This is a genomic window from Massilia sp. BKSP1R2A-1 (assembly GCF_050586525.1).
GTDB lineage: Bacteria > Pseudomonadota > Gammaproteobacteria > Burkholderiales > Burkholderiaceae_D > Telluria.
Genome location: NZ_JBOBRE010000011.1, coordinates 102,884 through 128,708, shown reverse-complemented (window position 1 = coordinate 128,708; position 25,825 = coordinate 102,884). Strand labels below are relative to the sequence as shown.

Genomic DNA, 25,825 nt, shown 5'->3' with positions numbered 1-25,825 from the left:
TGTAGCATGACCGAATCGGAATTTTTGGCGCTGGCCGAAAGCACCCTTGACCGCATCGAGCAATGCCTCGACAAGCTCAACGACGACGACGTGGTCGACGTCGAGTGCCGCCGCAGCGGCAATGTGCTGGAGATCGAATTCCTGCGCAACGCGACCAAGATCATCGTCAACAGCCAGGCCCCGCTGCAGGAAATGTGGGTGGCGGCGCGCTCGGGCGGCTACCACTACAAGCGCGTGGGCGAGGAATGGCGCAACACGCGCGACGATTCGGAGCTGTTCGCCTCGCTGTCGCAGTACGTGACGGAGCAGGGCGGGGCGCCGGTGGCGCTGGGTTGATCCGGGCGATCATGGAACCGTAGGGTGGACCGGGCCACGAAAGGCGGCTTCGCCGTCCGCGCGTTCAACCAGCCGGTGAATAATCGGCTTGCGTCGATTCATATGGGATTTGAACGCGCGGTCGGCAGAGCCGACCATCCTACGAAAAACGGCAGCCATCGGCTGCCGTTCCTTTTTCACCGATCAGAACAGTTCGTTCCTGACCGCGTCGCGCTGCTTCTGCTCCGCGGGCGCCGGCGGCGGGCCGACGTCCAGCGTCGCCACCCCGGTGCCCGGCGGCGTCTCGGCGTAGTAGTACTCGCCGTTGGCCAGGATCAGGCCCGGCGGCACTTCACGGTCGACGTTCGGCTCGGTCTTGAGCGCCTTGCTCATGTAGCCGATCCAGATCGGCAGGGCCAGGCCGCCGCCGGTCTCGCGGTTGCCGAGGTTCTTCGGCTGGTCGTAGCCGATCCAGGCGATGCCTACCAGCTTCGGGTTGTACCCGGCGAACCAGGCGTCGATCGAGTCGTTGGTGGTGCCGGTCTTGCCCGCCAGGTCGGTGCGCTTGAGCGACAGGGCCTTGGTCGCGGTGCCGTAGCGCACCACGTCCTTGAGCATGCTGTCGACCAGGTAGGCGTTGCGCGCGTCGATCACGCGGTTGGCCTCGATGCCGGCGCGTTCCGGACGCGCTTCCGACAGCACCTTGCCGTCGGCGTCGGTCACCTTCGAGATCAGGTAGGGGCTGACGCGGTAGCCGCCGTTGGCGAACACGGCGTACGCCCCGGCCATCTGCAGCGGCGTGGTCGAACCGGCGCCGAGGGCCAGGGTCAGGTAGGCCGGGTTGCGCTCGGCGTCGAAGCCGAAGCGGGTTGCGAATTCCTGGCCGTAGCGCGCGCCGATCTTGTTCAGGATGCGGATCGAGACCATGTTCTTCGACTGGGTCAGGCCGCGCCGCATGGTCATCGGGCCTTCGTACTTGTTGTCGTAGTTCTTCGGCTCCCAGGCCTGGCCGCCGGTCTGGCCGGCGTCAAACGAGATCGGGGCGTCGTTGACGATGGTCGCCGGCGACAGGCCGCGTTCCAGCGACGCCGAATAGATGAAGGGCTTGAACGAGGAACCCGGCTGGCGCCAGGCCTGCGTCACGTGGTTGAACTTGTTGCGGTTGAAGTCGAAGCCGCCCACCAGCGCGCGGATCGCGCCGTCCTCGGTGCTGGCCGCAACGAAGGCCGATTCCACTTCCGGCATCTGGGTGATGACCCACTTCGATTCGTCGTCCTGCATCACGCGGATCACGGCGCCGCGGCGGATGCGGCGGTTCGGCGCGGCCTTCTCGGACAGCCAGGCCCTGGCGAAGGCCAGGCCCGGACCGCTCATCTTGATGGTCTCGCCCGAGGCGATGGTGGCGGTGACCTGGCTTGGGGACGCTTGCAGTACGATGGCGGCCACGATGTTGTCGCTGTCCGGGTGCTCGGCCAGTTCGGCCTCGATGGCCTCGTCGGCCTCGCCCTTGTCGCTCGGGATCTCGATATACGATTCCGGGCCGCGGTAGGGGTGGCGGCGCTCGTAGTCCATCACGCCGCGGCGCACCGCCAGATAGGCCGCGTCCTGGTCGGCCTTGGTGATGGTGGTGAACACGTTCAGGCCGCGCGTGTAGGTGTCTTCCTTGAACTGCTCGTAGACCAGCTGGCGCGCCATCTCGGCCACGTACTCGGCATGCACGCCGAAGGCGGTGCTGTCGGTCTTGATCTTCAGCGGTTCTTCCTTCGCCTGCTTGTACTGCGCGTCGGTGATGTAGCCCAGGTCGTGCATGCGCTGCAGGATGTACTGCTGGCGGGTCTTGGCGCGCGTCGGGTTCACCACCGGGTTGTAGGCGGACGGCGCTTTCGGCAGGCCGGCCAGCATCGCCGCTTCGGCCACGGTGATGTCGCGCAGGTCCTTGCCGAAGTAGATCTGGGCGGCCGACTGGAAGCCGAAGGCGCGCTGGCCCAGGTAGATCTGGTTCATGTACAGCTCGAGGATCTGGTCCTTGCTGAGGTTCTTCTCGATCTTCCAGGCCAGCAGCGCCTCATAGGCCTTGCGCTTGAAGGTCTGCTCGGAAGAGAGGAAGAAGTTGCGCGCAACCTGCTGGGTGATGGTCGAGGCGCCCTGGCGCGAGCCGCCGGTGGCGTTCTTGAACACGGCCCGCAGGATGCCCCAGTAGTCGATGCCGCTGTGCTGGTAGAAGCGGTCGTCCTCGATCGAGAGCACGGCCTTCTTCATCACGTCCGGGATGTCCTTGAAGTGCACCAGGGTGCGGCGCTCCTCGCCGAACTCGCCGATCAGGACGTTATCGGCGGTGAAGATCCGCAGCGGCATCTTGGGGCGGTAGTCGGTGATGGTGTCGAGCGCGGGCAGGTTGGGGTAGGCCATTGCGAGGGCGAACACCAGCACCAGCACGCCGATCACGGCCAGGCCGGTGATGGCGCCGACGGCCATCAGGACCAGGCGCTTCGGACTGTATTTCGATGGGGCGGGCGAACCGGATTTGCCCGATGACTGTTTCTCTTTCATGCTGGCTTTCGCTGAATAAACTTTACTCCGTTAATCAGCCCATTATAAGTCACACGATTGGCAGGGGATATCCGCACTGCTGAGCCAAAAAACCACCAAACACGGCCTCGTCAATATCAAGCAGGAAACGGTCGTGGCAGGGGTGATAACACTCTGCGCCAGAGTGTGGCGCGCACGCCCCGGAATGGCTTGTTCCCCCATAGAAATATCTTGTCCGGGTGCATCCTTTTCGCTACGATCTAACGCGGTGCCTCATATATATGCACTAAGTCCTAGTTTTATTAAAGAATTTCCCGTTCGCGGGCGTTCAACATCGAATCCCGTGGAAAACGGGAAGGGCAGCCAGGGAGTACGCTCGTGATCAATCTCAGTTCCTTGTTCGGAAAGTCCAGTCCGCCTTTGGCCGGGCTCGACATCAGCACGTCAGGCGTCCGCCTGGTCGAGCTGGCCGACGCCGGCAGGGGCGAACTGCGCCTGGAGCGCTATGCGGCCGAACCGCTGCCGCGTGGCGCGGTCGTGGACGGCAATATCGAAAACATCGACCAGGTGTCCGAGGCCGTGCGCCGCGTCTGGAAGAAGAGCGGCACCCGCGCCAAGCTGGTCGCGCTCGGCATGCCGCCGGCCTCCGTCATCACCAAGAAAATCATCCTGCCGGCCGGCATGTCGGAAGACCAGCTCGAAGTGCAGGTCGAATCCGAAGCCAGCCAGTACATTCCCTTCGCGCTGGACGAGGTCAGCCTCGACTTCGACGTGATCGGGCAAGCCCCCAACTCCGCCGAGGACATGGAGGTCATGCTGGCCGCCGCGCGCCGCGAGAAGGTCGAGGACCGCGTGGCGATCGCCGAAGCGGCCGGCCTCACCGCCACCGTGATGGACATCGAATCCTACGCCGCGCGCGCCGCCCTGGACCGCGTGGCCGGCGCCAAGCCGGAGCAGATCGTCGCCCTGTTCCAGATCGGCGCCCAGGCCACCCACGTGTCGGTGCTGCAGAACGGCGAGACCATCTACGAGCGCGAGCAGCCTTTCGGCGGCAATGCGCTGACCCAGGACATCGTGCGCGCCTACGGCCTGTCTTTCGAGGAGGCCGAATCGCGCAAGAAGGCCGGCGACCTGCCGGAGAATTATCGGGCCGACATCCTGTCGCCCTTCCTGGAAAGCGCCGCGCTGGAAATCACGCGCGCCATCCAGTTCTTCTTCACCTCGACGCCCTTCACCCGGATCGACCAGCTGTACCTGGCCGGCGGCTGCGCTTGCCTGCCGGGCCTGCTGGAACTGATCGGCAGCCGCACCCGCATCCCGAGCAGCATCGTGGCGCCTTTCGAAGGCATGAGCTACGGCCCGCTGGTGCGCGAACAGCAGCTGCGCCAGGAAGGTGCCGCCTACCTGGTTGCCTGCGGCCTGGCCCTGCGGAGGTTCGGATGATCCGCATTAACCTGTTGCCCCACCGCGAAGCCAAGCGCAAGCAGAAGCAGGCGGCCTTCGTCGCCCTGATGGCCCTGGGCGGCATCGCCGGCGCGGCCATCGTGCTGCTGGTCGGCGCCTGGAACGCCAGCCGCATCGCGGTCCAGGACGAGCGCAACCTGGTGCTCAAGACCGCCAGCGCGGAGCTGGACAAGAAGATCGCCGACATCAAGACCCTGAAGGAAGAAATCGAGGCCCTGAAGGCGCGCCAGCAGGCGGTCGAGGACCTGCAGGGCGACCGCAACCAGCCGGTCTACCTGCTCGACGAACTGGTGCGCCAGACCCCCGAGGGCGTGTACCTGAAGTCCTTCCGCCAGAACGGCCAGCTGGTCACGCTGAACGGCTACGCCCAGTCGCAGGAACGCGTGGCCGAACTGCTGCGCAACGTGTCCGGCGGCTCGCCCTGGCTGGAACGCCCCAACCTGACCGAAGTGAAGGTCGCCACCCTGGGCCAGAGCAAGACCGGCCGCAAGGTCGTCGAGTTCCAGATGGACGTGGCGATCAAGCGTCCGCGCGAGCAAGAGGAAACGCCGGCCAAGCCCGGCGCCGCGGCGAAGGCGCCATCACCATGAATATCGATCTCAAAGACCTCGGCGCCCAGCTGGCCGCGCAATTCCAGGACCTGCAGGGCCGCCAGCCCGGCCAGTGGCCGCTCGCCCCGCGCCTCTTGTGCGCCGCCGGCGTGATGGCCTTCGTGACGGGCCTCGGCTACTTCTTCTACTGGAGCGGCCAGTTCGAGACCCAGGAGCGGGGCGCTGCCGAAGAAGTGCGGCTGCGCGACGAATACCGCATGAAGATGGCCCAGGCCATCAACCTGGAAGCCCTGCAGGCGCAGAAGGCACAGGTCGACATGTATGTCGAACGCCTCGAGAAGCAGTTGCCGAGCAAGTCGGAGATGGCGGACCTGCTGTCCGACATCAACCAGGCCGGCGTCGGCCGCGGCCTGCAGTTCGAGCTGTTCAAGCCCGGCGCGGAAGTCGTGCGCGACTACTACGCCGAGCAGCCGATCGACGTCAAGGTGACCGGCAAGTACAACGACGTCGGCGCCTTTGCCGCCGACATGGCCAACCTGCCGCGCATCGTCACGCTCAACAATATGGCGGTCAGCACCAAGGACGGCATCCTGCAGCTGGAAGCCGTGGCCAAGACCTTCCGCTACCTGGACCCCGACGAGATCGCGGCCCAGAAGAAAAAAGCGCGCGAAGAGAAGATGAAGAAGAAGGGGGGCGCGTGATGCTGAAGAAAATGTGCGCCCTGCTCGCCGCCGGCCTGCTGCTCGCGGGCTGCGGCGACGGCGACGTCAAGGAAGTGCGCGACTGGATGGAGCAGGTCAAGCGCGAGACCACGCCTGCCGTCAAGCCGCTGCCGGAGCCGAAGGAATTCGTGCCCTATGCCTACGATCCGGAAGGCGCGATCGAGCCCTTCAGCGAGGCCAAGCTGCTCAACGAAATGCAGCGGGTGGCGGCGACGACCACCAATCCGCTGGCGCCGGACGCCAACCGTCCGCGCGAAGTGCTCGAGAACTACCCGCTCGACACGATGCGGATGGTGGGCACGCTGCAGAAGGGCGGCGTCAGTTACGCGCTGGTGCAGATCGACACCTCGATCCACCAGGTCAAGGCCGGCCAGCGCATCGGCCAGAATCACGGGTTGGTCACGCGTATCAGTGAAGGCGCGATCGACATCAGGGAAGTAGTGCAGGACGCCACCGGCGACTGGGTCGAGCGCAAGGCGACGATCGAGCTGGCGGAAAGCAAGGAGAGCGGGAAATGACCCAAACCATGAATATGCGCATCGTCGTCCCAGGCTGGCTGGCGCGCTGCGGCGCCGCACTGCTGCTGGTGCTCGGCGCCGGTACGGCGGCCGCCCAGGCTCAGTTGCAACAGAATGCGATCGAATCGATCACCGCCACCCAGCAGGGCCCCAATGTGGTCCTGAACATCGGCATGCGCGAAGCCTTGCCCAAGCCGCCGATCGGCTTCTCGATCACCAACCCGGCGCGCATCGCGCTCGATTTCGGCGCCACCAGCAACGCCACCGGCAAGTCGGCCCAGGACATCAACCTGGGCGACGTGCGCAGCCTGAACCTGGTGCAGGCCGGCGAACGCACCCGCCTGGTACTGAACCTGGCGCGTCCGCTGAACTACAGCACCGCCGTCGACGGCAAGTCGGTGCGCGTCACCGTCGAAGGCCCGGGCGGCGCCCAGGCCGTGGCCGTCGCTGCCGCACCGGCCGCCAGCGCACCTGCGCCGGCAGCCCGTCAAATGCTGCGCGACCTCGACTTCCGCCGCGGCGCCAACGGCGAAGGCCGCATCGTGGTCGACCTGCCGAACGGCCAGACCGGCGTCGACGTGCGCCAGGCCGGCAACCAGATCATCGTCGACTTCCTGCGCACCGGTGTGCCGGCGACCCTGCGCCGCCGCCTCGACGTGACCGATTTCGGCACCCCGGTGTCGCGCATCACGACCGCGCCGCAGGGCGAGAACACCCGCATGACCATCGACGCCCAGGGCCTGTGGGAACAGTCGGTGTACCAGAGCGACACCCAACTGGTGGTCGACGTGCGTCCGATCAAGGAAGACCCGAACCGCCTGGCCCAGGGCACCACCGGCTACCGCGGCGAGAAGCTCTCCTTCAACTTCCAGAGCGTCGACGTGCGCGCCGCCCTGCAGGCGATCGCCGACATCTCGGGCCTGAACATCATCACCAGCGATTCCGTCACCGGCAACCTGACCCTGCGCCTGCGCGACGTGCCCTGGGACCAGGCCCTCGACGTGGTCCTGCAGGCCAAGGGCCTGGACATGCGCAAGAACGGCAACGTGCTGTGGATCGCGCCCAAGGAAGAACTGCTGACCAAGGAAAAGCTCGAGCTCGAGCAGCGCGCCCAGATCGCCGACCTCGAGCCGCTGCGCTCCGAGATCTTCCAGCTGAACTACCAGAAGGTCGAGTCCTTCCGCACCGTGTTCGGCATCGACGCCAGCGGCGGCTCGACCGGCGACAGCAAGAACCGCGTGCTGTCCAAGCGCGGCAGCGCCATCATCGATCCGCGCACCAACCAGATGTTCGTGACCGACATCGCGTCCAAGATCGAGGACATCCGCAAGCTGATCCAGAAGACCGACGTGGCCTCGAAGCAGGTGCTGATCGAAGCGCGCCTGGTGGAAGCGAACGACGGCTTCTCGCGCAACCTGGGCGCCAAGCTCGGCTTCGCCGACCTGCGCACCCTGCGCGGCGGCGACACCGGCTGGGCCGTCAAGGGCAACGAGCGCGTCGCCATCGGCGGCAACCTGACCGGCGTCGGCCAGGTGACGGGCCAGACCCCGGACACCGGCGACGGCTACACCAACACTTCCCTGGTCAACCTGCCGGCGGCCGCGATCGGCGGCGCCAACGCGCCCTCGATCGCCTTCAGCCTGTTCTCATCGGCCGCCAACCGCTTCCTGAACCTGGAGCTGTCGGCGCTGGAAGCGGACGGCAAGGGCAAGATCATCTCGAGCCCGCGCGTGGTCACCGAAGACAAGCAGATCGCCGTGATCGAGCAGGGTATCGAACTGCCTTACCAGGTCGCCACCAGCAGCGGCGCGACCTCGATCACCTTCAAGAAGGCCAACCTGCGCCTCGAAGTGACGCCGCAGATCACCCCGGACGGCAACGTCGTGCTCGAGGTGGACGTCAACAAGGACAGCAAGGGCGAGGAAACCCGCGCCGGCCCGGCCATCAACACCCAGCACGTGAAGACCAAGGTGATGGTGGAGAACGGCGGCACGGTGGTGCTGGGCGGTATCTACCAGCAGACCGAACGCAATAACGAGAACAAGGTGCCGGTGCTCGGCGACGTGCCGGTGCTCGGCTACCTGTTCAAGTCGACCGGCCGCGAGAGCACCAAGACCGAATTGCTGGTGTTCATCACGCCGAAGATCGTGGCCGAAGTCGGCCGCTGATCTCCGGGCGCGCCGGCGCGAACGAATGCATCACAACGACACAACAAAAGGAAGAACGGAAGTCATGCACCAACAAGCCAAACAGGACGCGCTGGCGTCGCTCGGTCGCTGGACCGCCATCGGCCTGGCGGCCGCCATCCTGAGCGCCTGCGGCGGCGGCGGCGGTTCGCCGGGAGGTACCGGACCGAATACTGGTGGCGGGGGAACCAGCAACCCGGTTCCTGCCGATCCGAAGATCTCGATCGCCCTGACCGATGCGAACGGCGCCAACGTCAGCCTGCTGTCGGGCAGCCAGAGTGCGACGGTCAAGGCCACGGTTCTGACTGCCGCCGGCAAGCCGGCAAGCGGCGTCATCGTCCAGTTCGCGACGAGCGCAGCGACCTTGCTCGCCTTTACGCCCGAAACGGCGTCGGCCCTGACCGATGCGAACGGCGTGGCGACCATCACCGTGCGTCCGGCCAGCGCGAGCTCCGCCGGCGCGCTGTCGATTACCGCCACCTCGGTGGTTGAAAGCAAGACCGTCACGGCGAGCACCAACTTCACCGTCGGCGCGGCGCCGCTCACCGTCGGCGCCCTGGCATTCTCGCCGGCGCCCACCGGCCGCCTCCCGGCTTTCAGCACGGCCTCACTCTCTATCCCGGTTACGAGCGGCGGCCAACCGGCCAGCGCGGTCTCCGGCCTGAACCTGACCTCGCTGTGTGTGGCTGACGGCACCGCTACCCTGGTCCCGGGCGCCTTCGCCAACGGCGTCCAGGCCGCCACGTATACGAACAACGGCTGCATGCGTGGCCGCGACGTGATCACTGTCTCGATCGGCAACTCGGTCCAGACCATTTCCCTGGACGTGGATCCCGCCAATATCGGTGCGATCCAGTTCACCAGCAGCGGCGCGACCGGAAACTCGATCGTCCTCAAGGGCTCGGGCGGCCAGGGCCGTTCCGAAGCGGCCCAACTGACCTTCAAGGTCGTCGACCAGCAGGGTAACGGTCTAGCAGGTGTCGAAGTGAACTTCAGCGCGACCACCAATACCGGCGGCCTGACCGTGTCGCCGAATCGCGCCGTCACCGATGCCGGCGGCAACGTCAGTACCATGGTGTCGTCGGGAACCATTCCGACTCCGGTGCGCGTGATGGCGGAAGCCACCCGCAACGGCAGCAAGATCAGCGGCCTGTCCGACACCCTGACCGTGTCGACCGGCCTGCCGATCCAGAAAAGCATGTCGATGAGCGCCGAGGTGTACAACATCGAGGGTATGGACCGCGACGGCATCAGCACGGACATCACTGTCATGATGGCCGACCAGTACGGCAATCCGGTGTCCGACAATACCGCCGTCAACTTCGTCACCGAAGGTGGCGCGATCGGCTCCGCCGCCCAGGGCGCCTGCCTGACGAAAGACGGCGCCTGCACCGTACAGCTGCGCAGCCAGGCCTTCAAGCCGCTCGACGGCCGCGTCACCGTGATGGCATACGCACAGGGCATCGAGAACTTCGTCGACCTGAATGGCGACGGCCAATACACCTGCAGCGGTTGGACCGGCCCCGCAGCCTACCGTCCGCTGGTCGATACCTGCCCGGGCGGCGGCGAGCCCTTCCCGGCAGCGTCGAGCGGCCAGGAAGGCGACATGGGCGACCCCTTCCTCGACACTGATCGTAATGGCGTCTACGACGCAGCCAAGGGCGACCTGCCGATTCCCTACAACAGCAGCACCTACAAGGCAGGCGGCGACGGCAAGTGGGGCCTGAACTACATCCGCCGTTCGATCGAGATCGTATTCAGCGGATCGCATCCACGCCTCATCCGCCAGTTCTATACCGGTTCGGCCTGGCGCGACTGGAATGCGACGACCGATGGCGACCCGCTGGTCCTCAAAGGTGTCAACGGCTCGACCTGCAGCGCCGTCGACCTGCGCTTCCGCCTGACCGATAACGGCAACAACCCGATGCCACAGGGCACGCTGCTCACGACCTCGGACGTCAGCAAGGTCACCGTGTCAAGCGTGACGCCGTCGTCCATCCCGAACACCACGGCGGTCGGCGGTACCCTGCACAACATGACCGTTTCGCCTGACGTGGCCTGCTCCACGGATGGCGGTTTCATCCTGAACGTCAAGCCTCCGCGCGGCGACATCAGCCTTTACAAGTTCAGCTACAAGTGAGATGTGGCGGAATTTTCCGCCACAGGAATTCACGGTTTTCGGGGCGGCCAGTCTATACTGGCCGTCTTTTTTTATTTCCGCGGACCTGGCAGTGCCTCATCCAAAGAGCAACAATATCTTCCTGGTCGGGCTGATGGGGGCAGGGAAGACCACCATCGGGCGCCAGCTCGCGCGCAAGCTCGGCAAGCGCTTCGTCGACTCCGACCACGAGATCGAAGCGCGCACCGGCGCGACCATCCCCTGGATCTTCGAGATCGAGGGCGAAGCCAGCTTCCGGCGCCGCGAGGCGGACATGATCCGCGAACTCAGCAGCCAGGACGAGTTGGTGCTGGCCACCGGCGGCGGCGCCGTGCTGAACCCGGCCAGCCGCGCCCTGCTGGCCGAACGCGGCACCGTGATCTACCTGCGCGCTTCGATCGGCAGCATCCTGCAGCGCACCTCGCACGACAAGAACCGCCCCCTGCTGCAGACCGCCGACCCGCGCGCCAAGCTGGAGGAGCTGCTGGCCCAGCGCGATCCCCTGTACCGCGAGATTGCGGACCTGGTCATCGATACCGGCCGACCTAACGTACAATCGATGGTACAGACTATTTTGGACCAGCTCGCCGCGCTGGACGCCGCCCGCACGGCGGCCTGCGTGCGCCGGCTGGGCAAGGACGCAATGAACGAACAGGCACCCACCATCCTCAACGTCGAACTCGGCGAACGCAGCTACCCGATCGCCATCGGCCCCGACCTGCTGGGCGACGGCGCCCTCCTGAACCGCCACGTCGACGGCGGCAAGGTCGCCATCGTCACCAACACCACCGTCGCGCCGCTCTACCTGGACAAGGTCGCAGGCTCCCTGCGCGCGCAAGGGCGAGAGGTGGTCGAGATCGTGCTGCCGGACGGCGAAGAGCACAAGACCTGGGAATCGCTCAACCGCGTGTACGACGCGCTGCTCCAGCACCGCTGCGACCGCAAGACCACCCTGGTGGCGCTGGGCGGCGGCGTGATCGGCGACCTGACGGGCTTCGCCGCCAGCAGCTATATGCGCGGCGTGCCCTTCGTCCAGGTGCCGACCACCCTGCTGTCGCAGGTCGATTCCTCGGTGGGCGGCAAGACCGGCATCAACCACCCGCTGGGCAAGAACATGATCGGCGCGTTCTACCAGCCGCGCGCCGTGATCGCCGACACCGCCACCCTCGACACCCTGCCGCCGCGCGAGCTCTCGGCCGGCCTGGCCGAAGTGATCAAGCACGGCGCCATCCTCGACGCGGAGTATTTCGCCTGGATCGAGCAGAACATCGAGAAACTCGTGGCGCGCGAGCCGCAGGCCATGGCCTATGCGATCGCGCGCTCCTGCGAGATCAAGGCGGACGTGGTGCGCAAGGACGAACGCGAAGGCGGCCTGCGCGCCGTGCTGAACTTCGGCCACACCTTCGGCCACGCGATCGAATCGGGTCTCGGCTACGGCAACTGGCTGCACGGCGAAGCCGTCGGCTGCGGCATGGTGATGGCGGCCGACCTGTCGGCGCGCCTGGGCCTCATCGACGCGGCCACGGTGGAGCGTGTGCGCGCGCTGGTGAAGGCAGCGGGCCTGCCGACCGTGGCGCCGGATCTCGGCCATGAGCGCTGGATCGAGCTGATGGCGGTCGACAAGAAGAACGAGGGCGGGGCGATCAAGTTCATCCTGCTCAAGCCGCTGGGCAGTCCGGCGATCACGACCGTCCCGCTCGAGACCCTGCGGGCCACACTGGACGCCTGCGTGAAAGGATGAACGCCATGGACTTCGACGCACGCCTCGCCCCCTACGCAGCCCATTCGTCGAAGTCGCGCGGCCGCACCCACATCGAGCCGCCGGCAGGGTCGCGCAGCGAGTTCCAGCGCGACCGCGACCGCATCATCCACTCGACCGCCTTCCGCCGGCTCGAATACAAGACCCAGGTCTTCCTCAACCACGAGGGCGACCTGTTCCGCACCCGCCTCACGCACTCGATCGAGGTCGCCCAGATCGGCCGCACGCTGGCGCGCAGCCTGCAGCTCAACGAAGACCTGGTCGAGGCCACCGCGCTGGCGCACGACCTCGGCCACACGCCTTTCGGCCACGTGGGCCAGGACGTGCTCAACGAGTGCATGAAGGACTACGGCGGCTTCGAACACAATCTGCAGAGCCTGCGCGTGGTGGACGAGCTGGAGGAGCACTACGGCGCTTTCGACGGCCTGAACCTGACCTTCGAGACGCGCGAGGGGATCCTCAAGCACTGCTCGCTCACCAATGCGCGCCAGCTGGGCGAGCTGGGACGCCGCTTCATGGACCGCAGCCAGCCCAGCCTGGAAGCGCAGCTGACCAACCTGGCCGACGAGATCGCGTACAACAACCACGACATCGACGACGGCCTGCGTTCGGGCCTGCTCACGATGGCGCAGATGGAAGAGGTGGAGCTGTTCGCGCGCCACCGGCGCATGGTGGAGACCCAGTATCCCGGCCTGCCGGGGCGGCGCGCGCTGTACGAGACGATCCGCCTGATGATCACGGCGATGACGGCCGACCTGGTCGAGACATCACGGGCATTGATCGCGGAAGCGGCGCCGCAGGGCATCGACGACGTGCGCGCCGCCCCGCCCCTGATCCGCTTCTCGCCCGAGATGCGCGCCGAGACCACGGCCCTCAAGCGCTTCCTGTACGCGAATCTCTACCGCCACTTCCAGGTCAACCGCATGCGCGTGAAGGCCAGCCGCATCGTGCGCGAGCTGTTCGAGGCCTTCCTGCAGGATCCGGTGCTGCTGCCGAACGACTATCAGGTCGAGGGCGAGAGTGAGGAAATGCGGATGCTGCAGGCGCGCAAGATCGCGGATTACATCGCGGGCATGACGGACCGGTATGCGATCCGCGAGCATCGTCGCATCTTCTCGCTCGATCACTTCTGACTGGACGCGCTGTGGCGGCGCCATTTTTCATTGAACGCGTGGGCGGCCCTCCGCCCACGCGTTCAACCTGAATGTGATCAGCCGAACAGGCCCGGCGTGCCCAGCTCCACCAGCAGCTTCTTGACCGGCGCCGGCAGCGGCGCCTCTTCGATGCGCTGCAGGTCCCACCACAAATGCCGGTCGGTCGCACCGCCACGCGCCGACAAGCGCACCTGCCACGGATGGATGTGCAGTTTGTAGTGCGTGAACACATGCACCAGCGGCCGCAGCGACTGTACTTCATCGACCGTCCCGAACTGCTCCGCCGCGGCGGCGACATCAAGCGCCGACATGGCCTCCACTTCCACCCCCAGGTGCCCATCCACTTCGGGCAGCGACAGCAATCCTCCCCAGATCCCGGTCCCCGGACGCTGCTCCAGCAGCACCTGTCCGCGGTCGATCACGACCAGCATGCTGGCCCGCTTTTCCGGATTGGTCTTCTTCGGTTTGCGCACCGGCAGCTCCGCCGTGCGGCCGGTGGCGTAGGCCACGCAGCGCGCCTGCAGGGGGCAGCGTTCGCAGGCGGGGCGCGAACGGGTGCACAGCGTGGCGCCCAGGTCCATCAGCCCCTGGGTATAGGATTCGATGCCTGCTTCCGGCAGCAGCGCGTCGGCGCGGCGCCACAGGGCGTCTTCGACCTTTTTCTCGCCCGGATACTGGTCGATGCCGAACACCCGCGCGAAGACGCGCTTGACGTTGCCGTCCAGGATGGCGGCGCGCGCGCCGCTCGAGAAGGCGGCGATCGCGGCGGCGGTGGAACGGCCGATGCCCGGCAGCTCGGCCAGCAGGGCCGGGTCGCTCGGGAAGACGCCGTCGTAGTCCTGCACCACGCGCTTGGCGCAGGCGTGCAGGTTGCGCGCGCGGGTGTAGTAACCGAGGCCGCTCCAGTGGGCCATCACATCCTCGCTGGGCGCTTCGGCGAGCGCCTGCACGGTCGGGAAGCGCTCCAGGAAGCGCGCGTAATAGCCCAGCACTGCGGCGACCTGGGTCTGCTGCAGCATGATCTCGGACAGCCAGATGCGGTAGGCGTCCGTGGTGTTCTGCCAGGGAAGCGTATGGCGGCCGTGGCTGCGCTGCCAGTCGATCACCGCCTGGGAGAAGGTCGGGTCGGCCAGCTGGTCGAATTCGGTGAGTCGCTTCATGCGGCCTGCTCCAGGACGGCGGCTACCCGCGCCGCCAGGTCGCCCAGTTGGGCGCGCCGGCCTTCCCACTCCAGCTGGGTGGCCTCGAAAGCGGCGATCTTCTGTTCCAGGCTGTCGGTCGCGTCGTGGATGCGTTCGATCGAGGCCAGGCGGTGGCGCAGCTGCTCGCGGTGCTGGCGGATCGCCGTCTCCAGCGGCGCCATCAGGATCTTGAGCCAGGCTTCGGCATCGGCATTCGCCGCCTGGTGGGTACGCTTCACGCGCGAGACGATGGAGTCCACGAAGCGCTCCATCAGCGTGGCGCGGCTGGTGATGAGCAGGGTGGCGGTGCCGAACTGCTTCAGGAACAGCGCCTCCACCTCGTCGATCTCGCGGCGGTAGCGGGCGAAGGAAAGCGGCATGGGACCGGACAGGGCCAGGCCATGCTCGGCCGAGAACTTGCGCGTCATGCTGTCTATCATGGCGCCGATTTCCTCGACCTTCGCCTGGGATGCGTCCAGGCTGCTGCGCGCGGCAGCAAAGTAGTCGCGCACGGGGCCGCGCATGCCGGTCGCGAAGCGCGCGGCGGCCATGCCGGCGCGTACCGTGTCGGCCTGGGCCGCGACGTGGTCCATGCCCAGGGTCGAATACAGCTCGGTGGACAGGCGCGCGAACACGGCGCGGGTGCCCTGCAGTTTCAGCAGGCTGGCGTCGAATTCCTTCTTTTCCATGTCGACGCGGCGCATCATGTGGGCGATCACGCCCTTGTTCTTGCCGCGCAGGCTTTTCAGTTCTTGCAGTTGCTCGACCAGGTCGCGCATGCGCGCCGCGCCCAGGGTCTTTTCGCCGGCCGCGAGCAGCGCGAGGTCCAGGCGCAGCTGGCGTCGGACAATGTCCTTGCGCGCCGGGATCAGGTCGTGGAACAGGGCCGCTTCCAGCGCCGCCATGCGGCTCTTCTCGAACAGGGCCATGTCGCCGTTGATCTTGCCGACCAGGGCCTTCTGCGCCGACACGGGATACACGCGGGCGCCGTCCAGGCCCAGGGCCCTGGCCACGTCCGCCTGCTGGCGCGCGATCTCGGCGTCGTTCTGTTCGGGCGTGCGCAGCTCGTCCCACATCGCGTCGATCTTGTTCAGCACCGCCAGGCGTCCGGGACCTGCGCCGATGTGGGTGCGCCAGACGTCGATGTCGCTGCGCGTCACGCCGGTCTCGGCGGCCAGGATGAAGAGCACCGCATGCGCGTTCGGGATCAGGTTGAGCGTCAGTTCCGGCTCGGTCCCGATCGCGTTCAGGCCCGGGGTGTCGAGGATCACCAGGCCTTGCTTGAGGAGCGGGTGGGGCAGGTTGATGATGGCGTGGCGCCACTGGGGAATCTCGACCGTGCCGTCGGGCTCCAGGCTGGTGGCGGTGTCCGGGTCTTCCGGGTCCCACAGGCCATATTCCTGGGCTTGCGCGCTGGGCACGCGGCGCGTCAGGCTCACCTGGCGAAAGGCTTCCTGCATGCGCTCGGGCGCATCGAGGTCGAGCGGCAGGACGGTCCAGGCGGCGGTCTCGTCGCGATAGTCGCTGGTGGACAGGTGCCCAGCGCGGGTCTCGATCGGCAGCAGGCGGATGCAGGGCGGCAGGGCGGCGTCGTAGAGCAGCTCGGTCGGGCACATGGTGGTGCGGCCGGCGCTGGAGGGCAGGATGCGCTGGCCGTAGTCGGCGAAGAAGATCGCGTTGATCAGTTCGCTCTTACCGCGCGAGAACTCGGCCACGAAGGCCACCGACAGGCGGTCGTCGCGCAGGCGCGCCAGGGCCCGTTCGAGCCCCTGTTCGCCGGCGCCGTCGATCGCTCCCGCTTCGCGCAGCGCCGCGCCGTAGGCGCCCAGCGCCTGGGCTACTCGTGTGCGCCACGCGCCATACTGTTGAAAATCCTGCATCTTCGATACTCGTTCGTTGACTTCGTAGGGTGGTGGGCTGTGCCGACCGCGCGTTCAGCCGGTGCATGCATAGTGGCCGCGCATGGTGTTGATGAACACGCGGTCGGGGGACCCGACCACCCTACTTCTGGCACTGGACGCAATAGAACGTTGAGCGCTGGCCCTGCTTGATCTGGCGGACCGGCGTGCCACAGTTGCGGCAAGGCACTCCTGCACGATCATAGACGAAATATGTCTGCTGGAAATAGCCTGATTGACCATTTACTGCAATAAAGTCCTTCAGGGTGCTGCCGCCCTGCACGATGGCCGCCGCCAGGATGTCCTTGATCGCCTCGGCCAGCCTGTCGTAGCGGGCGCGGCTGATGCGCGAGGCCGGCGTCTTGGGATTGATCCCGGCGCGGAACAGGCTTTCGCAGGCGTAGATATTGCCGACGCCGACCACGATGTCGCCGGCCAGCAGGACCTGCTTGATCGGCGCGCCGCGTTTTCTCGTCTCGCGGTGCAGCAGCTCGCCGGAAAAGCCCTCGCCCAGCGGCTCGACACCGAGGCCGCGCAGCAGCATGTGCGCTTCGAGCTCGCCCTCGTCCTTGCCATGCCAGAGCACGGCGCCGAAGCGGCGCGGGTCGTGCAGGCGCAGCACCTGGCGGCTCGACGGCCCCACATCCGGGTCGGCGACCACCAGGTCGAAGTGGTCGTGCTTGCGCGGTTCGACCCCGGGCGGCAGCACGCGCAGGTGGCCGGACATGCCGAGGTGGACGATCAGGGTGCCGTGCTCGAAGTGGATCAGCAGGTATTTGCCGCGCCGGCCGGTGCCGAGGATGCGGCGGCCGGCCAGCAATCCGGCCAGGTCGGGCGGGAAGGGCCAGCGCAGGCCTTCGCGGCGCAGGACGGCGGTTTCCACGATGCGGCCTTCGATATGGGGCGCGACACCGCGCCGGGTGACTTCTACTTCTGGCAGTTCAGGCATGGGGGAGGGGATTCGTGTAAAGTCGTTTGCGGCGGTCAAGATGCGCTGCAGTGCACGCGGGCGCATGCTTGAGCGTAGAATCAGACAACATCTCAGAACTCCGGACTTGCCTTGAAAAACGCTTTCGTCATTGTAACCCTCTCCAGTCTCCTGGCGGCGTGCGCTGTCGCGCCGAAACAGCAAGCTGAGGAACAGGGAGCTGCCACCAAGGCCGCGCCCGCCGCGGAAACCGATGCCCCGCTCGCCCAGGAAGCGGAGGAGGCCGACGAGGAGGCCCTGGCGGAGAAAGCCCGGCTCGAGGCCGAGGCCAGGCTGCCAAAAGTGGAACTGACCAGCGGCATGCTGAACCAGCTACTTAAGGCCGAGTTCGCATTCCGCAAGGGCGACTGGCAGGGACCCTACCTGACCATGCTGTCGCTGGCGCAGCAGACCCGCGACCCGCGCCTGGCGCGCCGCGCGGCCGAGATGGCGGTGGCCGCCCGCCAGTCCGAGGACACCCTGGCCGCCGTGCGCCTGTGGCGCGAGCTCGAACCGGATTCGGACGAGGCGACCCAGTATTTCGTCGGCATGGTGGTCACGTCCGAGAATATCGCGGAGGTCGAGCCGATTTTCGTGGAGCGATTGCAAAAGGTCTCCCCGGATCGCCGGGGACTGCTGATGTTCCAGATCCAGCAGCTCCTCGGCCGCGCCAAGGACAAGGAAGCGGCCGCCGCGATGCTCGAGCGGGTGGTGGCGCCCTATGCCGGCACCCTGGAAGCGCACATCGTGCGCGCCCAGGCCGCCCTGGGACGGGGCGAGCGCGAGGCGGCCCAGCGCGAGGCGCAGGCTGCGCTCAGCGCCAAGCCCGATTCCGAGATCGCCGTGCTGATGGTGGCCCAGACCATGGAAGACGAAGCCAGGGTCGGCGCGATGCTGGAAGCCTTCCTCAAGAAGCACCCGGATGCACGCGAGGTGCGTGCGGCCCATGCACGCGTGCTGGTCAACCAGAAGCAGTATCCGCAGGCACGCGCCCAGTTCGAGGCGCTGCTGGCAGGGCGTCCGGACGATGCCGGCAACCTGTACGCCCTTGGCGTGCTGGCCAGCCAGATGAACGATGCCGGGGCGGCCGAAGGCTATTTCACCCGCTTCGTCGAGGTGTTGGGGCGGAATCCGGAAGACGAGCGCGATCCGACCCGCGCCCTGCTGATCCTGGCCCAGCTGGCCGAGGAGCGCAAGGACTACGCCGGCGCCTCCGCCTGGCTGGACAAGGTGCCCCCCGGAACCGAGCCCGCACTGCTCTTCAGCGCCCAGCTGCGCCGCGCCCAGCTGCTGGCCAAGCAGGGCGACCTGGCGGCCGGACGCAAGCTGCTGGCCAGCCTGAAGCCATCCGAGGAGGCCCAGCAAGCCCAGGTGGCCGTGGCCGAATCGCAGCTGCTGCGCGATGCCGGCCGCACGGCGGAGGCATTTACCCTGATGGAAGCGGCCGCCAGACGCTTCCCGAAGAATCCCGATTTGCTCTACGACTTCGCGCTGCTGGCCGAGAAGCAGGGCCGCTTCGAGGTCATGGAAAAGCAGCTGCGCGAGGTGATGGCGCTGGCGCCGGACAACCACCACGCCTACAACGCCCTGGGCTATTCGCTGGCCGAGCGCAATGTGCGCCTGCAGGAAGCCCAGACCCTGGTTGCCAAGGCGCTCGAGATGGCGCCGGGCGACCCCTTCATCATGGACAGCATGGGCTGGGTGCACTACCGCCTGGGTAACCTGGACGAGGCCGAGAAATTCCTGCGCCGCGCCTATGCGCTGCGTCGTGACCCGGAAATCGCCGTGCACCTGGGCGAGGTGCTGTTCCAGAAGGGCCGCCAGGCCGACGCCCAGCAGCTGTGGCGCGAGGCGAGCGCCAAGGACCCGCAGAACGATACCCTGCGCAGCACGCTGGCGCGCCTGCGCCAGACCTTGTGAAATAATCCACGTCTTTGAACCAGCCGGGCGGTCCCGCGGAAGGGACCGGCCGGCATTCGCCAACTTCATTCCAGCCGATGCCGATGACCCGACGCCTGATCCTGCCCGCCCTCGCACTCGCCTTTGCCCTGGGCGGCTGCGCCACCACGACCAGCAACAATGCCGCCACCGTGGGCGCCTACCGCGACACCATCGACCTGAGCGGCCGCCTGTCGGTCAATTATCAAAAAAGCGGCAATCTCGAATCGCTGACCGGCAGCTTCAACTGGGCGCAGCGCCCCGGCAATGTGGACGTCGAACTGGCCAATCCGCTGGGACAGACGATCGCGACCATCGCCGTCACGCCGCAATCGGCCACGCTGACCCAGGCCGGCCGCGCGCCGGTCACCGAGGCCGACATCGACACGCTCACCCAGCGCACGCTGGGTTGGCCGCTGCCGATCTCCGGGCTGCGCGACTGGCTGCAGGGTTATGCCGTGGATGAGCAGGGCCAGCGCTTCGCCGCCTCGCCGGCGCGCAACGAAGTCGTGACGAAAGATGGCTGGCGCCTGCGCTTCGTCGAATGGCAGAACCCGAACGCGGCCCAGCCGGCGCCGCGCGTGATCCACGCGAAGCGCGCCGCGGCAGGAGACATCCAGGACCTGGAAATCCGCATCATCGTCAACCAGGCCTGAGGTTTTAGACAGATGCGTTCGCTGCACCATTGCCCGGCCCCGGCCAAGCTCAACCTCTTCCTGCACGTGACCGGCCGCCGCGCCGACGGCTATCACCTGTTGCAAAGCGTGTTCCAGCTGGTCGACCGCGCCGATACCCTGCATTTCGACCTGCGCGATGACGAGCGCATCGTGCGCACCAACGACGTGCCCGGTGTGCCGGAAGAGCAGGACCTGATCGTGCGCGCGCTGCGCCTGCTGCAGGCCGAGTACGCGCGCCGCCATGGCTGCCTGCCGCCGGGTATCGAGGTGAGGGTGGAGAAGATCCTGCCGATGGGCGGCGGGCTGGGTGGAGGTTCCTCGGACGCGGCCACCGCGCTGATGGCGGCCAACCACCTGTGGCAGGCGGGGCTGTCGCAGCAGGAGTTGATGGACCTCGGGCTGCCGCTGGGCGCCGACATTCCCTTCTTCCTGTTTGGCGAGACCGCGTTTGCGGAGGGGATTGGCGAAGCGCTTCAGGCTGTGCGTGGGCCGGATTGCTGGTATGTGGTGCTGGAGCCAGGGGTGTCGGTGCCAACCCCAGCCATTTTTTCGGCGCCCGATTTGACAAGGGATACGGAGCCGGTCATAATAGCGGACTTTTCCAGCAGCTACGCCGAATCAGGCAGTCGGATTGGCTTCGGGAAAAATGATTTGCAGGACGTGGCTGAGCGCCTGTTCCCGCCGGTAAGAGAGGCGGTTGAATGGTTGAGCAGTTACGGCGACGCCAGGATGACTGGCTCGGGGGCATGTGTGTTTTGCGCCTTCTCCAGCGAACGCGATGCGGACCTGGTCCTGGCACGTGTGCCGGACAAGTGGAAAGCATGGAAAGCGCATTCGCTTGGCAGCCACCCGATGAAATCGCTCTTGCAAAATCAAGCAGTTATGGAATAAAATTTTGCCTGTCGCGACGTTAGACGTTAAAATACGTAGAATGTAACGGCAAGCAGTTCAGTCGTGTAGGGGAATCGCCAAGCTGGTTAAGGCACCGGATTTTGATTCCGGCATACCAAGGTTCGAATCCTTGTTCCCCTGCCAAAGTTTTCCCGGCTGTCGAGGCGCAATCCTCCAGCGGGATAAAACAGCGGTGCAGCGTTCGGCCTGCATCCATAAGCTAATCAGCCGGTTCATCCGGCTGATTGTTTTTCCAGATTCAACAACGCATTTCTTGGGACTCCCTCCATGGCTTACGAAAACCTGATGGTTTTTACCGGCAACGCCAATCCGGCACTAGCAGAGGGGGTCGCTAAGAACCTCGGCATTCCACTCGGCAAAGCAGTCGTTTCGAAATTCTCGGACGGCGAAGTCATGGTCGAGATCAACGAGAACGTGCGCGGCAAGGACGTCTTCGTCCTGCAATCGACCTGCGCACCGACCAATGACAACCTGATGGAAATCATGCTGATGGTCGACGCTCTCAAGCGCGCATCGGCAGGCCGTATTACCGCCGCCATCCCTTACTTCGGCTACGCCCGCCAGGACCGCCGTCCGCGCTCGGCGCGCGTTGCGATCTCGGCCAAGGTCGTCGCCAACATGCTGGAAGAAGCCGGCGTCGAGCGCGTCCTGATCATGGACCTGCACGCCGACCAGATCCAGGGCTTCTTCGACATCCCGGTCGACAATATCTACGCATCGCCGATCCTGCTGGGCGACCTGCAGAAGCGCAACTACGACGACCTGCTGGTCGTGTCGCCGGACGTCGGCGGCGTGGTGCGCGCCCGTGCGCTGGCCAAGCGCCTCGGCTGCGACCTGGCGATCATCGACAAGCGCCGCCCGAAGGCGAACGTGTCGGAAGTCATGAACATCATCGGTGAAGTCGAAGGCCGCAACTGCGTGATCATGGACGACATGGTCGACACCGCCGGCACCCTGTGCAAGGCAGCGGAAGTGCTGAAAGAGCGCGGCGCCAAGAAAGTCATCGCTTACTGCACGCACCCGGTCCTGTCGGGTCCGGCAATCGACCGCATCCAGAATTCGCCGCTCGACGAGCTGGTCGTCACCGACACCATCCCGCTGAGCGAAGCCGGCGCCGCCTGCACCAAGATCCGCCAGCTGACCTGCGCACCGCTGCTGGCCGAGACCTTCAAGCGTATCGTCAAGGGCGACTCGGTCATCTCGCTGTTCGTCGATTAAGCAACATTGCACCGTTTTTCACGGCGCGCCTGGCTGACATGGCCGGCGCGCCGTTGTAACATCTTGGATTCGCCGTTTTGAATACCTCCCAAGGCATTCAAACACAAGGATTCTTGCATTCTTGAGCGCGCAGTCTGGCGCTTGTTCTCGATTGCCCTGGTCGCGGGGCAATCACCACTGGGTAACCGGGCAGGCAATCTTGCCGGCATTCGGACCCGTTTATTTTTGGAGTTTCACATGAAAGTAGTCGCATTCAACCGCACTCAGCAGGGGACCGGAGCGAGCCGCCGCCTGCGCAAGGCTGGCCAAACCCCGGGCATCATCTACGGTGGCACCGCTACCCCGGAACTGATCGCACTGGACGGCAACGCCCTGTACCACGCGCTCAAGAAAGAAGCTTTCCACGGTTCGGTCCTGGACCTCGAAATCGACGGCAAGACCCAGCAAGTCCTGCTGCGCGACTTCCAGATGCACGCATACAAGCAACTGGTCCTGCACGCTGACTTCCAGCGCGTCGACGCATCGAAGCCGATCCACACCAAGGTCACCCTGCACTTCGTCAACGCCGAGATCTCGCCAGCCGTCAAGCTGAGCAGCGCTGTCATCTCGCACGTCGCCAACGAACTGGAAGTCGCTTGCCTGCCGGGCAAACTGCCGGAGTTCATCGAAGTCGACCTGAGCAAGCTGGAAGCCGGCCAGTCGATCCACGTGAACGACCTGACCCTGCCGGAAGGCGTCACCGCGCTGACCCACGGTCAGAACCTGACCCTGGTCACCACCTCGATCCCGCGCGGTGTTGCATCGGCTGAAGCCGCTGCTGAGTAATATCGTCCTGTAGCCGCTTCGGCGGCTGGCCGGAAACGAAACCCGCCGTGGCCCAGCCCGGCGGGTTTTTTGTTTGGTCTTTTGTTTTTCGTAGGGTGGGCGGCTTCACCTGATAACGTTGATCATCCTTTACGTGTGCGCCGCCCACGCGTTCAACCAGCGGAAGAACAGCCGTGCAGGCAGCACTAACGTGATTTGAACGCGTGGGCGGCGTCGACGGCGCGGTTTGCCAACGTCCGTGGTAGAGCCGCCCACCCTACGAACATCATTCCATGATGGTTTTCAGCGATAATCCTATTTTTCCCAGAATCAAAGTAGACAGCGCATGTCCATCCGTCTGATCGTCGGCCTCGGCAACCCGGGTCCGGAATACGAACAAACCCGCCACAACGCCGGCTTCTGGCTGGTCGACAACCTGGCCAACTCGCTGCCGGGCTGCCGCCTGCAGCGCGAGTCGCGCTTCAATGCCATGGTGGCGAAGACCCGGATCGCGGGCAACGAAGTCTGGCTGCTGGAACCGCTGACCTATATGAACCGCTCCGGCCAGTCGGTCGGCGCGCTGGCGCGCTTCTACAAGATCAACCCGGACGAAGTGCTGGTCGTGCACGACGAACTCGACATGCTGCCGGGCGTCGCCAAGATGAAGAAGGGCGGCTCTTCGGGCGGGCACAACGGCCTGAAGGACATTACCTCGGCGCTCGGCACCCAGGAATACTGGCGTCTTCGCCTGGGTATCGGACACCCGCGCAGCCTCAACCTGCAGCAGGCCGTGGCCGATTTCGTGCTGCACCGCCCGCGCCGAGAAGAGCAGACCCTGATCGAGGAATCGATCGACAAGGCCCTGCGCATCATTCCGCTCGCGTGCGAAGGCAAGATGGATGTGGCGATGATGCAGTTGCATACGGCCTGAGCATCACGCCACCCCCTTGCTGGTCGCAGGCTAGCGCGCCTGCACCACCACCTGCCCGCGCAGGTCGCGCATCATGCGCGTCAATGCCGGCCGCATCTGGCGGTAGTCCTCCGGCGTGCAGGTGGCCGCCGTGTGCCTGAACTGCAGGCGCCGCTTCACCACCACCGCGTCGCCTTGCCGCGCATACTGCGCGCGGTAGTAAAACCTTCCATCGTCGACGAGCACCGGCTTCGGCAGCGCCAGCACGCGGGTGCGCGACGGCAGTGCGTAGCGCAGCTCGTCCTCGGCATCGATGGCAGGGCAGATGAAGTCCTGGCGCCGCTCCGGTTCGCGCCCGAGCTCGAACACGGCGTCGCCCAATCCACCCCAGAAATTGTAGGTCGTCGCCAAGGCTACCGGCCCCGGCAGCTGCACGAAGCCGTCGCTCGCGCCTGAGAACGTTACCGTGAAGTCGCCGCCCTTTGCCTCGGTGTCGCCCGCTTCGAACAGGCCGTCGCCGGTTTGCCCGAGCCCCGCGAGCATGCGCCGCACCAGCCCCGCACGCGCGGACTGCGGCGTGGCGCGGATGGCGTCACGATAGGGTTCGGCGCTGGCGCCGCCGCTGGTGCGCGCGACGCGAAAGCGGCTGCTGCCGTTGCGCGCGATATCGAAGCGCGTCGTGGTGCGGCTGGGCGCAGTCTGGAAGACGGGCGTCATGGCGAATTCGCCGCTTGCGGCGAGCAGCACGGGTTTGCCGAGCAGGCTTGGCGGCAGGAAGCCGCCGGCGACAGCGCCGGCAGTCGGATCGAGGTAGAGCCGCAACTCCGGCACGTACACGATGACGTGGTTGAGTACGCCGAGGGTCGGCACCGCGGGTAGCTGGTAGGCATTGTCACCATTGATCAACGCAGGCCCGGCGTCGATGCCGCTTGCCGCCAGCAGGGCTTGCAGCAGCACGGCATGGTCCTTGCAGTCGCCGTAGCGGCTCGCCAGCACGGATGACGCAGCGTGCGGCACGACGCCTCCTGGGCCGAGGTAGACCGCGACGTAGCGGATATTGCGCCGGACCCAGTCCGACAGTGCGATCGCCCGCGCATGCGGGTCATCGATGCCGCGGGTGATGTCGCTTGCCAGCCGGGTGAGTGCGGCATCCGGCCTGGCCGCCGTCGCGGCGCGCTCCTGGTAGGCACGGGCGAACGCGGCGTAGTCGGGAAAGGTCGAGACGGCCAGCCGCCTGCCGTAGTCGAGATAGCTCACCGAACCGTGCTCGATGCGTTCGTCGTCGCCGCCCGCGTGACGCCAGCCATAGCGGCGCCGGCCGGGCGGGCTGTCGAGGTTCAAGGGCGCGAAGCCGGCGGCGTCCGCATGCAGGGGCATCGATGCCGGCAGGTCGTAGATGAGGCGGAAGTCTCCGTAGGGGACGGGCCGGGCAACGGTGAAATCCTCGAAGTGGCCGGGGAAGAGCGGCGTGTGGCGCCACACCGTGTAGCGCAGGGTGAGGGTGTCGCCTACCGCCACATCGGGGAAGATGACGGCTTTCAGGCGCGTGTCCTGGAACATCGGGGCGTCGCTGGATGCCGCTTCCTGCAGCTCGCGAATACCGGTGGGGCCGACCGGGATGCAGCGGCCGTCCGCCTTGGTGGTCCAGGCCTCGATGGATTTGACCGTATCGAGCGAGGCGTTGAAGCCGATAAACTGCTCGGCCTGCAGCTCGATGGCGGTGGCGCTGGCGATCGTCTTCACCATCTCGACCTCGAGCAGGTAGGCGCCGTCGGCGTCGACCGTGAAGTGCTGGACGTGGCGATCGACCACCACCGAGCGATCGGTGCCGCTGTCGCTTGCCACGGCCTGGCCGAAGGCAAACAGTAGAAGTAAAACAAGGGCAAACCGGAACGGCATGGTCGACTCCGCATTGGGCGAGCGACCCATGTTACGCAGCACCCTTGCGCCGCCCTTGAGTCAGC

General features: G+C 66.1%; 20 protein-coding genes and 1 tRNA gene. 16 read left to right on the top strand and 5 right to left on the bottom strand.

The features are described 5' to 3' along the window. The first annotated feature begins 6 nt into the window (after positions 1–6). Positions 7–336, top strand: coding sequence for an iron donor protein CyaY (gene cyaY / locus ACQ7JA_RS17480; protein ID WP_258826398.1), 330 nt, complete (start codon positions 7–9; stop codon positions 334–336). A gap of 183 nt (positions 337–519) precedes the next feature. Here the strand turns inward: cyaY and ACQ7JA_RS17475 are convergent, their stop codons facing one another. After that, positions 520–2,865 carry a penicillin-binding protein 1A gene (locus ACQ7JA_RS17475; protein ID WP_430900016.1) on the bottom strand — a complete coding sequence of 782 codons (2,346 nt, stop codon included), beginning with the start codon at positions 2,863–2,865 and terminating at the stop codon, positions 520–522. Positions 2,866–3,222: 357 nt separating this feature from the next. On the opposite strand from ACQ7JA_RS17475, the gene ACQ7JA_RS17470 reads away from it, so the two are divergent. The 8 genes from ACQ7JA_RS17470 (at position 3,223) to ACQ7JA_RS17435 (ending at position 13,335) form a co-directional block, all read left to right on the top strand. Beyond that, a complete protein-coding gene (locus ACQ7JA_RS17470) occupies positions 3,223–4,287 on the top strand; it encodes a pilus assembly protein PilM (RefSeq protein WP_430900014.1) in 1,065 nt (354 codons plus the stop codon). Then, positions 4,284–4,898 carry a PilN domain-containing protein gene (locus ACQ7JA_RS17465; RefSeq protein ID WP_430900012.1) on the top strand — a complete coding sequence of 205 codons (615 nt, stop codon included), beginning with the start codon at positions 4,284–4,286 and terminating at the stop codon, positions 4,896–4,898. Before ACQ7JA_RS17470 ends, ACQ7JA_RS17465 begins: the two co-directional genes overlap by 4 nt. Continuing rightward, entirely contained in the window at positions 4,895–5,560 is a 666-nt protein-coding gene (locus ACQ7JA_RS17460) for a type 4a pilus biogenesis protein PilO (RefSeq protein WP_430900011.1), read from the top strand. The genes ACQ7JA_RS17465 and ACQ7JA_RS17460 overlap by 4 nt, the downstream gene beginning before the upstream one ends. Continuing rightward, a complete protein-coding gene (locus ACQ7JA_RS17455; RefSeq protein ID WP_430900009.1) occupies positions 5,560–6,099 on the top strand; it encodes a pilus assembly protein PilP in 540 nt (179 codons plus the stop codon). The genes ACQ7JA_RS17460 and ACQ7JA_RS17455 overlap by 1 nt, the downstream gene beginning before the upstream one ends. Continuing rightward, the gene (gene pilQ / locus ACQ7JA_RS17450; RefSeq protein WP_430900007.1) at positions 6,096–8,267 is read left to right on the top strand and encodes a type IV pilus secretin PilQ; all 2,172 of its coding nucleotides are present in this window, start codon (positions 6,096–6,098) and stop codon (positions 8,265–8,267) included. The genes ACQ7JA_RS17455 and pilQ overlap by 4 nt, the downstream gene beginning before the upstream one ends. A gap of 64 nt (positions 8,268–8,331) precedes the next feature. Beyond that, positions 8,332–10,425, top strand: a complete 2,094-nt coding sequence (locus tag ACQ7JA_RS17445) for a hypothetical protein (protein WP_430900005.1) — start codon at positions 8,332–8,334, stop codon at positions 10,423–10,425. Positions 10,426–10,558: 133 nt separating this feature from the next. Beyond that, complete coding sequence (gene aroKB, locus ACQ7JA_RS17440) at positions 10,559–12,184, top strand: bifunctional shikimate kinase/3-dehydroquinate synthase AroKB (RefSeq protein WP_430900141.1); 1,626 nt, start codon at positions 10,559–10,561, stop codon at positions 12,182–12,184. A 5-nt stretch (positions 12,185–12,189) separates the two neighbouring features. Next, complete coding sequence (locus tag ACQ7JA_RS17435; protein ID WP_430900003.1) at positions 12,190–13,335, top strand: deoxyguanosinetriphosphate triphosphohydrolase; 1,146 nt, start codon at positions 12,190–12,192, stop codon at positions 13,333–13,335. 77 nt (positions 13,336–13,412) lie between these two features. Here ACQ7JA_RS17435 and mutY read toward each other — a convergent pair whose 3' ends face one another. The 3 genes from mutY to mutM all read right to left on the bottom strand — a co-directional run bounded on the left by mutY (position 13,413) and on the right by mutM (position 17,384). Continuing rightward, the gene (gene mutY, locus ACQ7JA_RS17430) at positions 13,413–14,516 is read right to left on the bottom strand and encodes an A/G-specific adenine glycosylase (RefSeq protein WP_430900001.1); all 1,104 of its coding nucleotides are present in this window, start codon (positions 14,514–14,516) and stop codon (positions 13,413–13,415) included. Beyond that, positions 14,513–16,417 (bottom strand): dynamin family protein, encoded by a 1,905-nt coding sequence (locus tag ACQ7JA_RS17425; RefSeq protein WP_430899999.1) that lies wholly within the window; start codon positions 16,415–16,417, stop codon positions 14,513–14,515. Before ACQ7JA_RS17425 ends, mutY begins: the two co-directional genes overlap by 4 nt. 121 nt (positions 16,418–16,538) lie before the next feature. Continuing rightward, positions 16,539–17,384 (bottom strand): bifunctional DNA-formamidopyrimidine glycosylase/DNA-(apurinic or apyrimidinic site) lyase, encoded by an 846-nt coding sequence (mutM, locus tag ACQ7JA_RS17420; RefSeq protein WP_430899997.1) that lies wholly within the window; start codon positions 17,382–17,384, stop codon positions 16,539–16,541. Between the two features lie 111 nt (positions 17,385–17,495). On the opposite strand from mutM, the gene ACQ7JA_RS17415 reads away from it, so the two are divergent. The 7 genes from ACQ7JA_RS17415 to pth all read left to right on the top strand — a co-directional run bounded on the left by ACQ7JA_RS17415 (position 17,496) and on the right by pth (position 23,882). Beyond that, positions 17,496–19,322: a tetratricopeptide repeat protein gene (locus ACQ7JA_RS17415; RefSeq protein ID WP_430899995.1), complete on the top strand. Its 1,827-nt coding sequence runs from the start codon at positions 17,496–17,498 to the stop codon at positions 19,320–19,322. A gap of 83 nt (positions 19,323–19,405) precedes the next feature. Continuing rightward, entirely contained in the window at positions 19,406–19,996 is a 591-nt protein-coding gene (locus tag ACQ7JA_RS17410) for an outer membrane lipoprotein LolB (RefSeq protein ID WP_430899993.1), read from the top strand. Between the two features lie 12 nt (positions 19,997–20,008). After that, positions 20,009–20,908, top strand: coding sequence for a 4-(cytidine 5'-diphospho)-2-C-methyl-D-erythritol kinase (ispE, locus tag ACQ7JA_RS17405; protein ID WP_430899991.1), 900 nt, complete (start codon positions 20,009–20,011; stop codon positions 20,906–20,908). Between the two features lie 67 nt (positions 20,909–20,975). Next, positions 20,976–21,052, top strand: a tRNA-Gln gene (locus ACQ7JA_RS17400). 144 nt (positions 21,053–21,196) lie between these two features. After that, positions 21,197–22,147 (top strand): ribose-phosphate pyrophosphokinase, encoded by a 951-nt coding sequence (locus ACQ7JA_RS17395; RefSeq protein WP_258830178.1) that lies wholly within the window; start codon positions 21,197–21,199, stop codon positions 22,145–22,147. A gap of 237 nt (positions 22,148–22,384) precedes the next feature. Continuing rightward, positions 22,385–22,972 carry a 50S ribosomal protein L25/general stress protein Ctc gene (locus ACQ7JA_RS17390; RefSeq protein WP_430899989.1) on the top strand — a complete coding sequence of 196 codons (588 nt, stop codon included), beginning with the start codon at positions 22,385–22,387 and terminating at the stop codon, positions 22,970–22,972. Between the two features lie 325 nt (positions 22,973–23,297). Beyond that, complete coding sequence (gene pth / locus ACQ7JA_RS17385; RefSeq protein WP_430899987.1) at positions 23,298–23,882, top strand: aminoacyl-tRNA hydrolase; 585 nt, start codon at positions 23,298–23,300, stop codon at positions 23,880–23,882. Positions 23,883–23,912: 30 nt separating this feature from the next. Here pth and ACQ7JA_RS17380 read toward each other — a convergent pair whose 3' ends face one another. Continuing rightward, a complete protein-coding gene (locus ACQ7JA_RS17380) occupies positions 23,913–25,760 on the bottom strand; it encodes a DUF3857 domain-containing transglutaminase family protein (protein ID WP_430899985.1) in 1,848 nt (615 codons plus the stop codon). Positions 25,761–25,825: the final 65 nt, after the last annotated feature.

Bases quoted from the DNA above. Each gene is read 5' to 3' on its own strand.
- ACQ7JA_RS17460 (WP_430900011.1), top strand. From the start codon at position 4,895: ATGAATATCGATCTCAAAGACCTCGGCGCCCAGCTGGCCGCGCAATTC.
- pilQ (WP_430900007.1), top strand. From the start codon at position 6,096: ATGACCCAAACCATGAATATGCGCATCGTCGTCCCAGGCTGGCTGGCG.
- ispE (WP_430899991.1), top strand. From the start codon at position 20,009: ATGCGTTCGCTGCACCATTGCCCGGCCCCGGCCAAGCTCAACCTCTTC.
- cyaY (WP_258826398.1), top strand. From the start codon at position 7: ATGACCGAATCGGAATTTTTGGCGCTGGCCGAAAGCACCCTTGACCGC.
- aroKB (WP_430900141.1), top strand. From the start codon at position 10,559: ATGGGGGCAGGGAAGACCACCATCGGGCGCCAGCTCGCGCGCAAGCTC.
- ACQ7JA_RS17395 (WP_258830178.1), top strand. From the start codon at position 21,197: ATGGCTTACGAAAACCTGATGGTTTTTACCGGCAACGCCAATCCGGCA.
- ACQ7JA_RS17435 (WP_430900003.1), top strand. From the start codon at position 12,190: ATGGACTTCGACGCACGCCTCGCCCCCTACGCAGCCCATTCGTCGAAG.
- pth (WP_430899987.1), top strand. From the start codon at position 23,298: ATGTCCATCCGTCTGATCGTCGGCCTCGGCAACCCGGGTCCGGAATAC.
- mutM (WP_430899997.1), bottom strand. From the start codon at position 17,384: ATGCCTGAACTGCCAGAAGTAGAAGTCACCCGGCGCGGTGTCGCGCCC.
- ACQ7JA_RS17445 (WP_430900005.1), top strand. From the start codon at position 8,332: ATGCACCAACAAGCCAAACAGGACGCGCTGGCGTCGCTCGGTCGCTGG.
- ACQ7JA_RS17455 (WP_430900009.1), top strand. From the start codon at position 5,560: ATGCTGAAGAAAATGTGCGCCCTGCTCGCCGCCGGCCTGCTGCTCGCG.
- ACQ7JA_RS17390 (WP_430899989.1), top strand. From the start codon at position 22,385: ATGAAAGTAGTCGCATTCAACCGCACTCAGCAGGGGACCGGAGCGAGC.
- ACQ7JA_RS17465 (WP_430900012.1), top strand. From the start codon at position 4,284: ATGATCCGCATTAACCTGTTGCCCCACCGCGAAGCCAAGCGCAAGCAG.
- ACQ7JA_RS17410 (WP_430899993.1), top strand. From the start codon at position 19,406: ATGACCCGACGCCTGATCCTGCCCGCCCTCGCACTCGCCTTTGCCCTG.
- ACQ7JA_RS17380 (WP_430899985.1), bottom strand. From the start codon at position 25,760: ATGCCGTTCCGGTTTGCCCTTGTTTTACTTCTACTGTTTGCCTTCGGC.
- mutY (WP_430900001.1), bottom strand. From the start codon at position 14,516: ATGAAGCGACTCACCGAATTCGACCAGCTGGCCGACCCGACCTTCTCC.
- ACQ7JA_RS17425 (WP_430899999.1), bottom strand. From the start codon at position 16,417: ATGCAGGATTTTCAACAGTATGGCGCGTGGCGCACACGAGTAGCCCAG.
- ACQ7JA_RS17475 (WP_430900016.1), bottom strand. From the start codon at position 2,865: ATGAAAGAGAAACAGTCATCGGGCAAATCCGGTTCGCCCGCCCCATCG.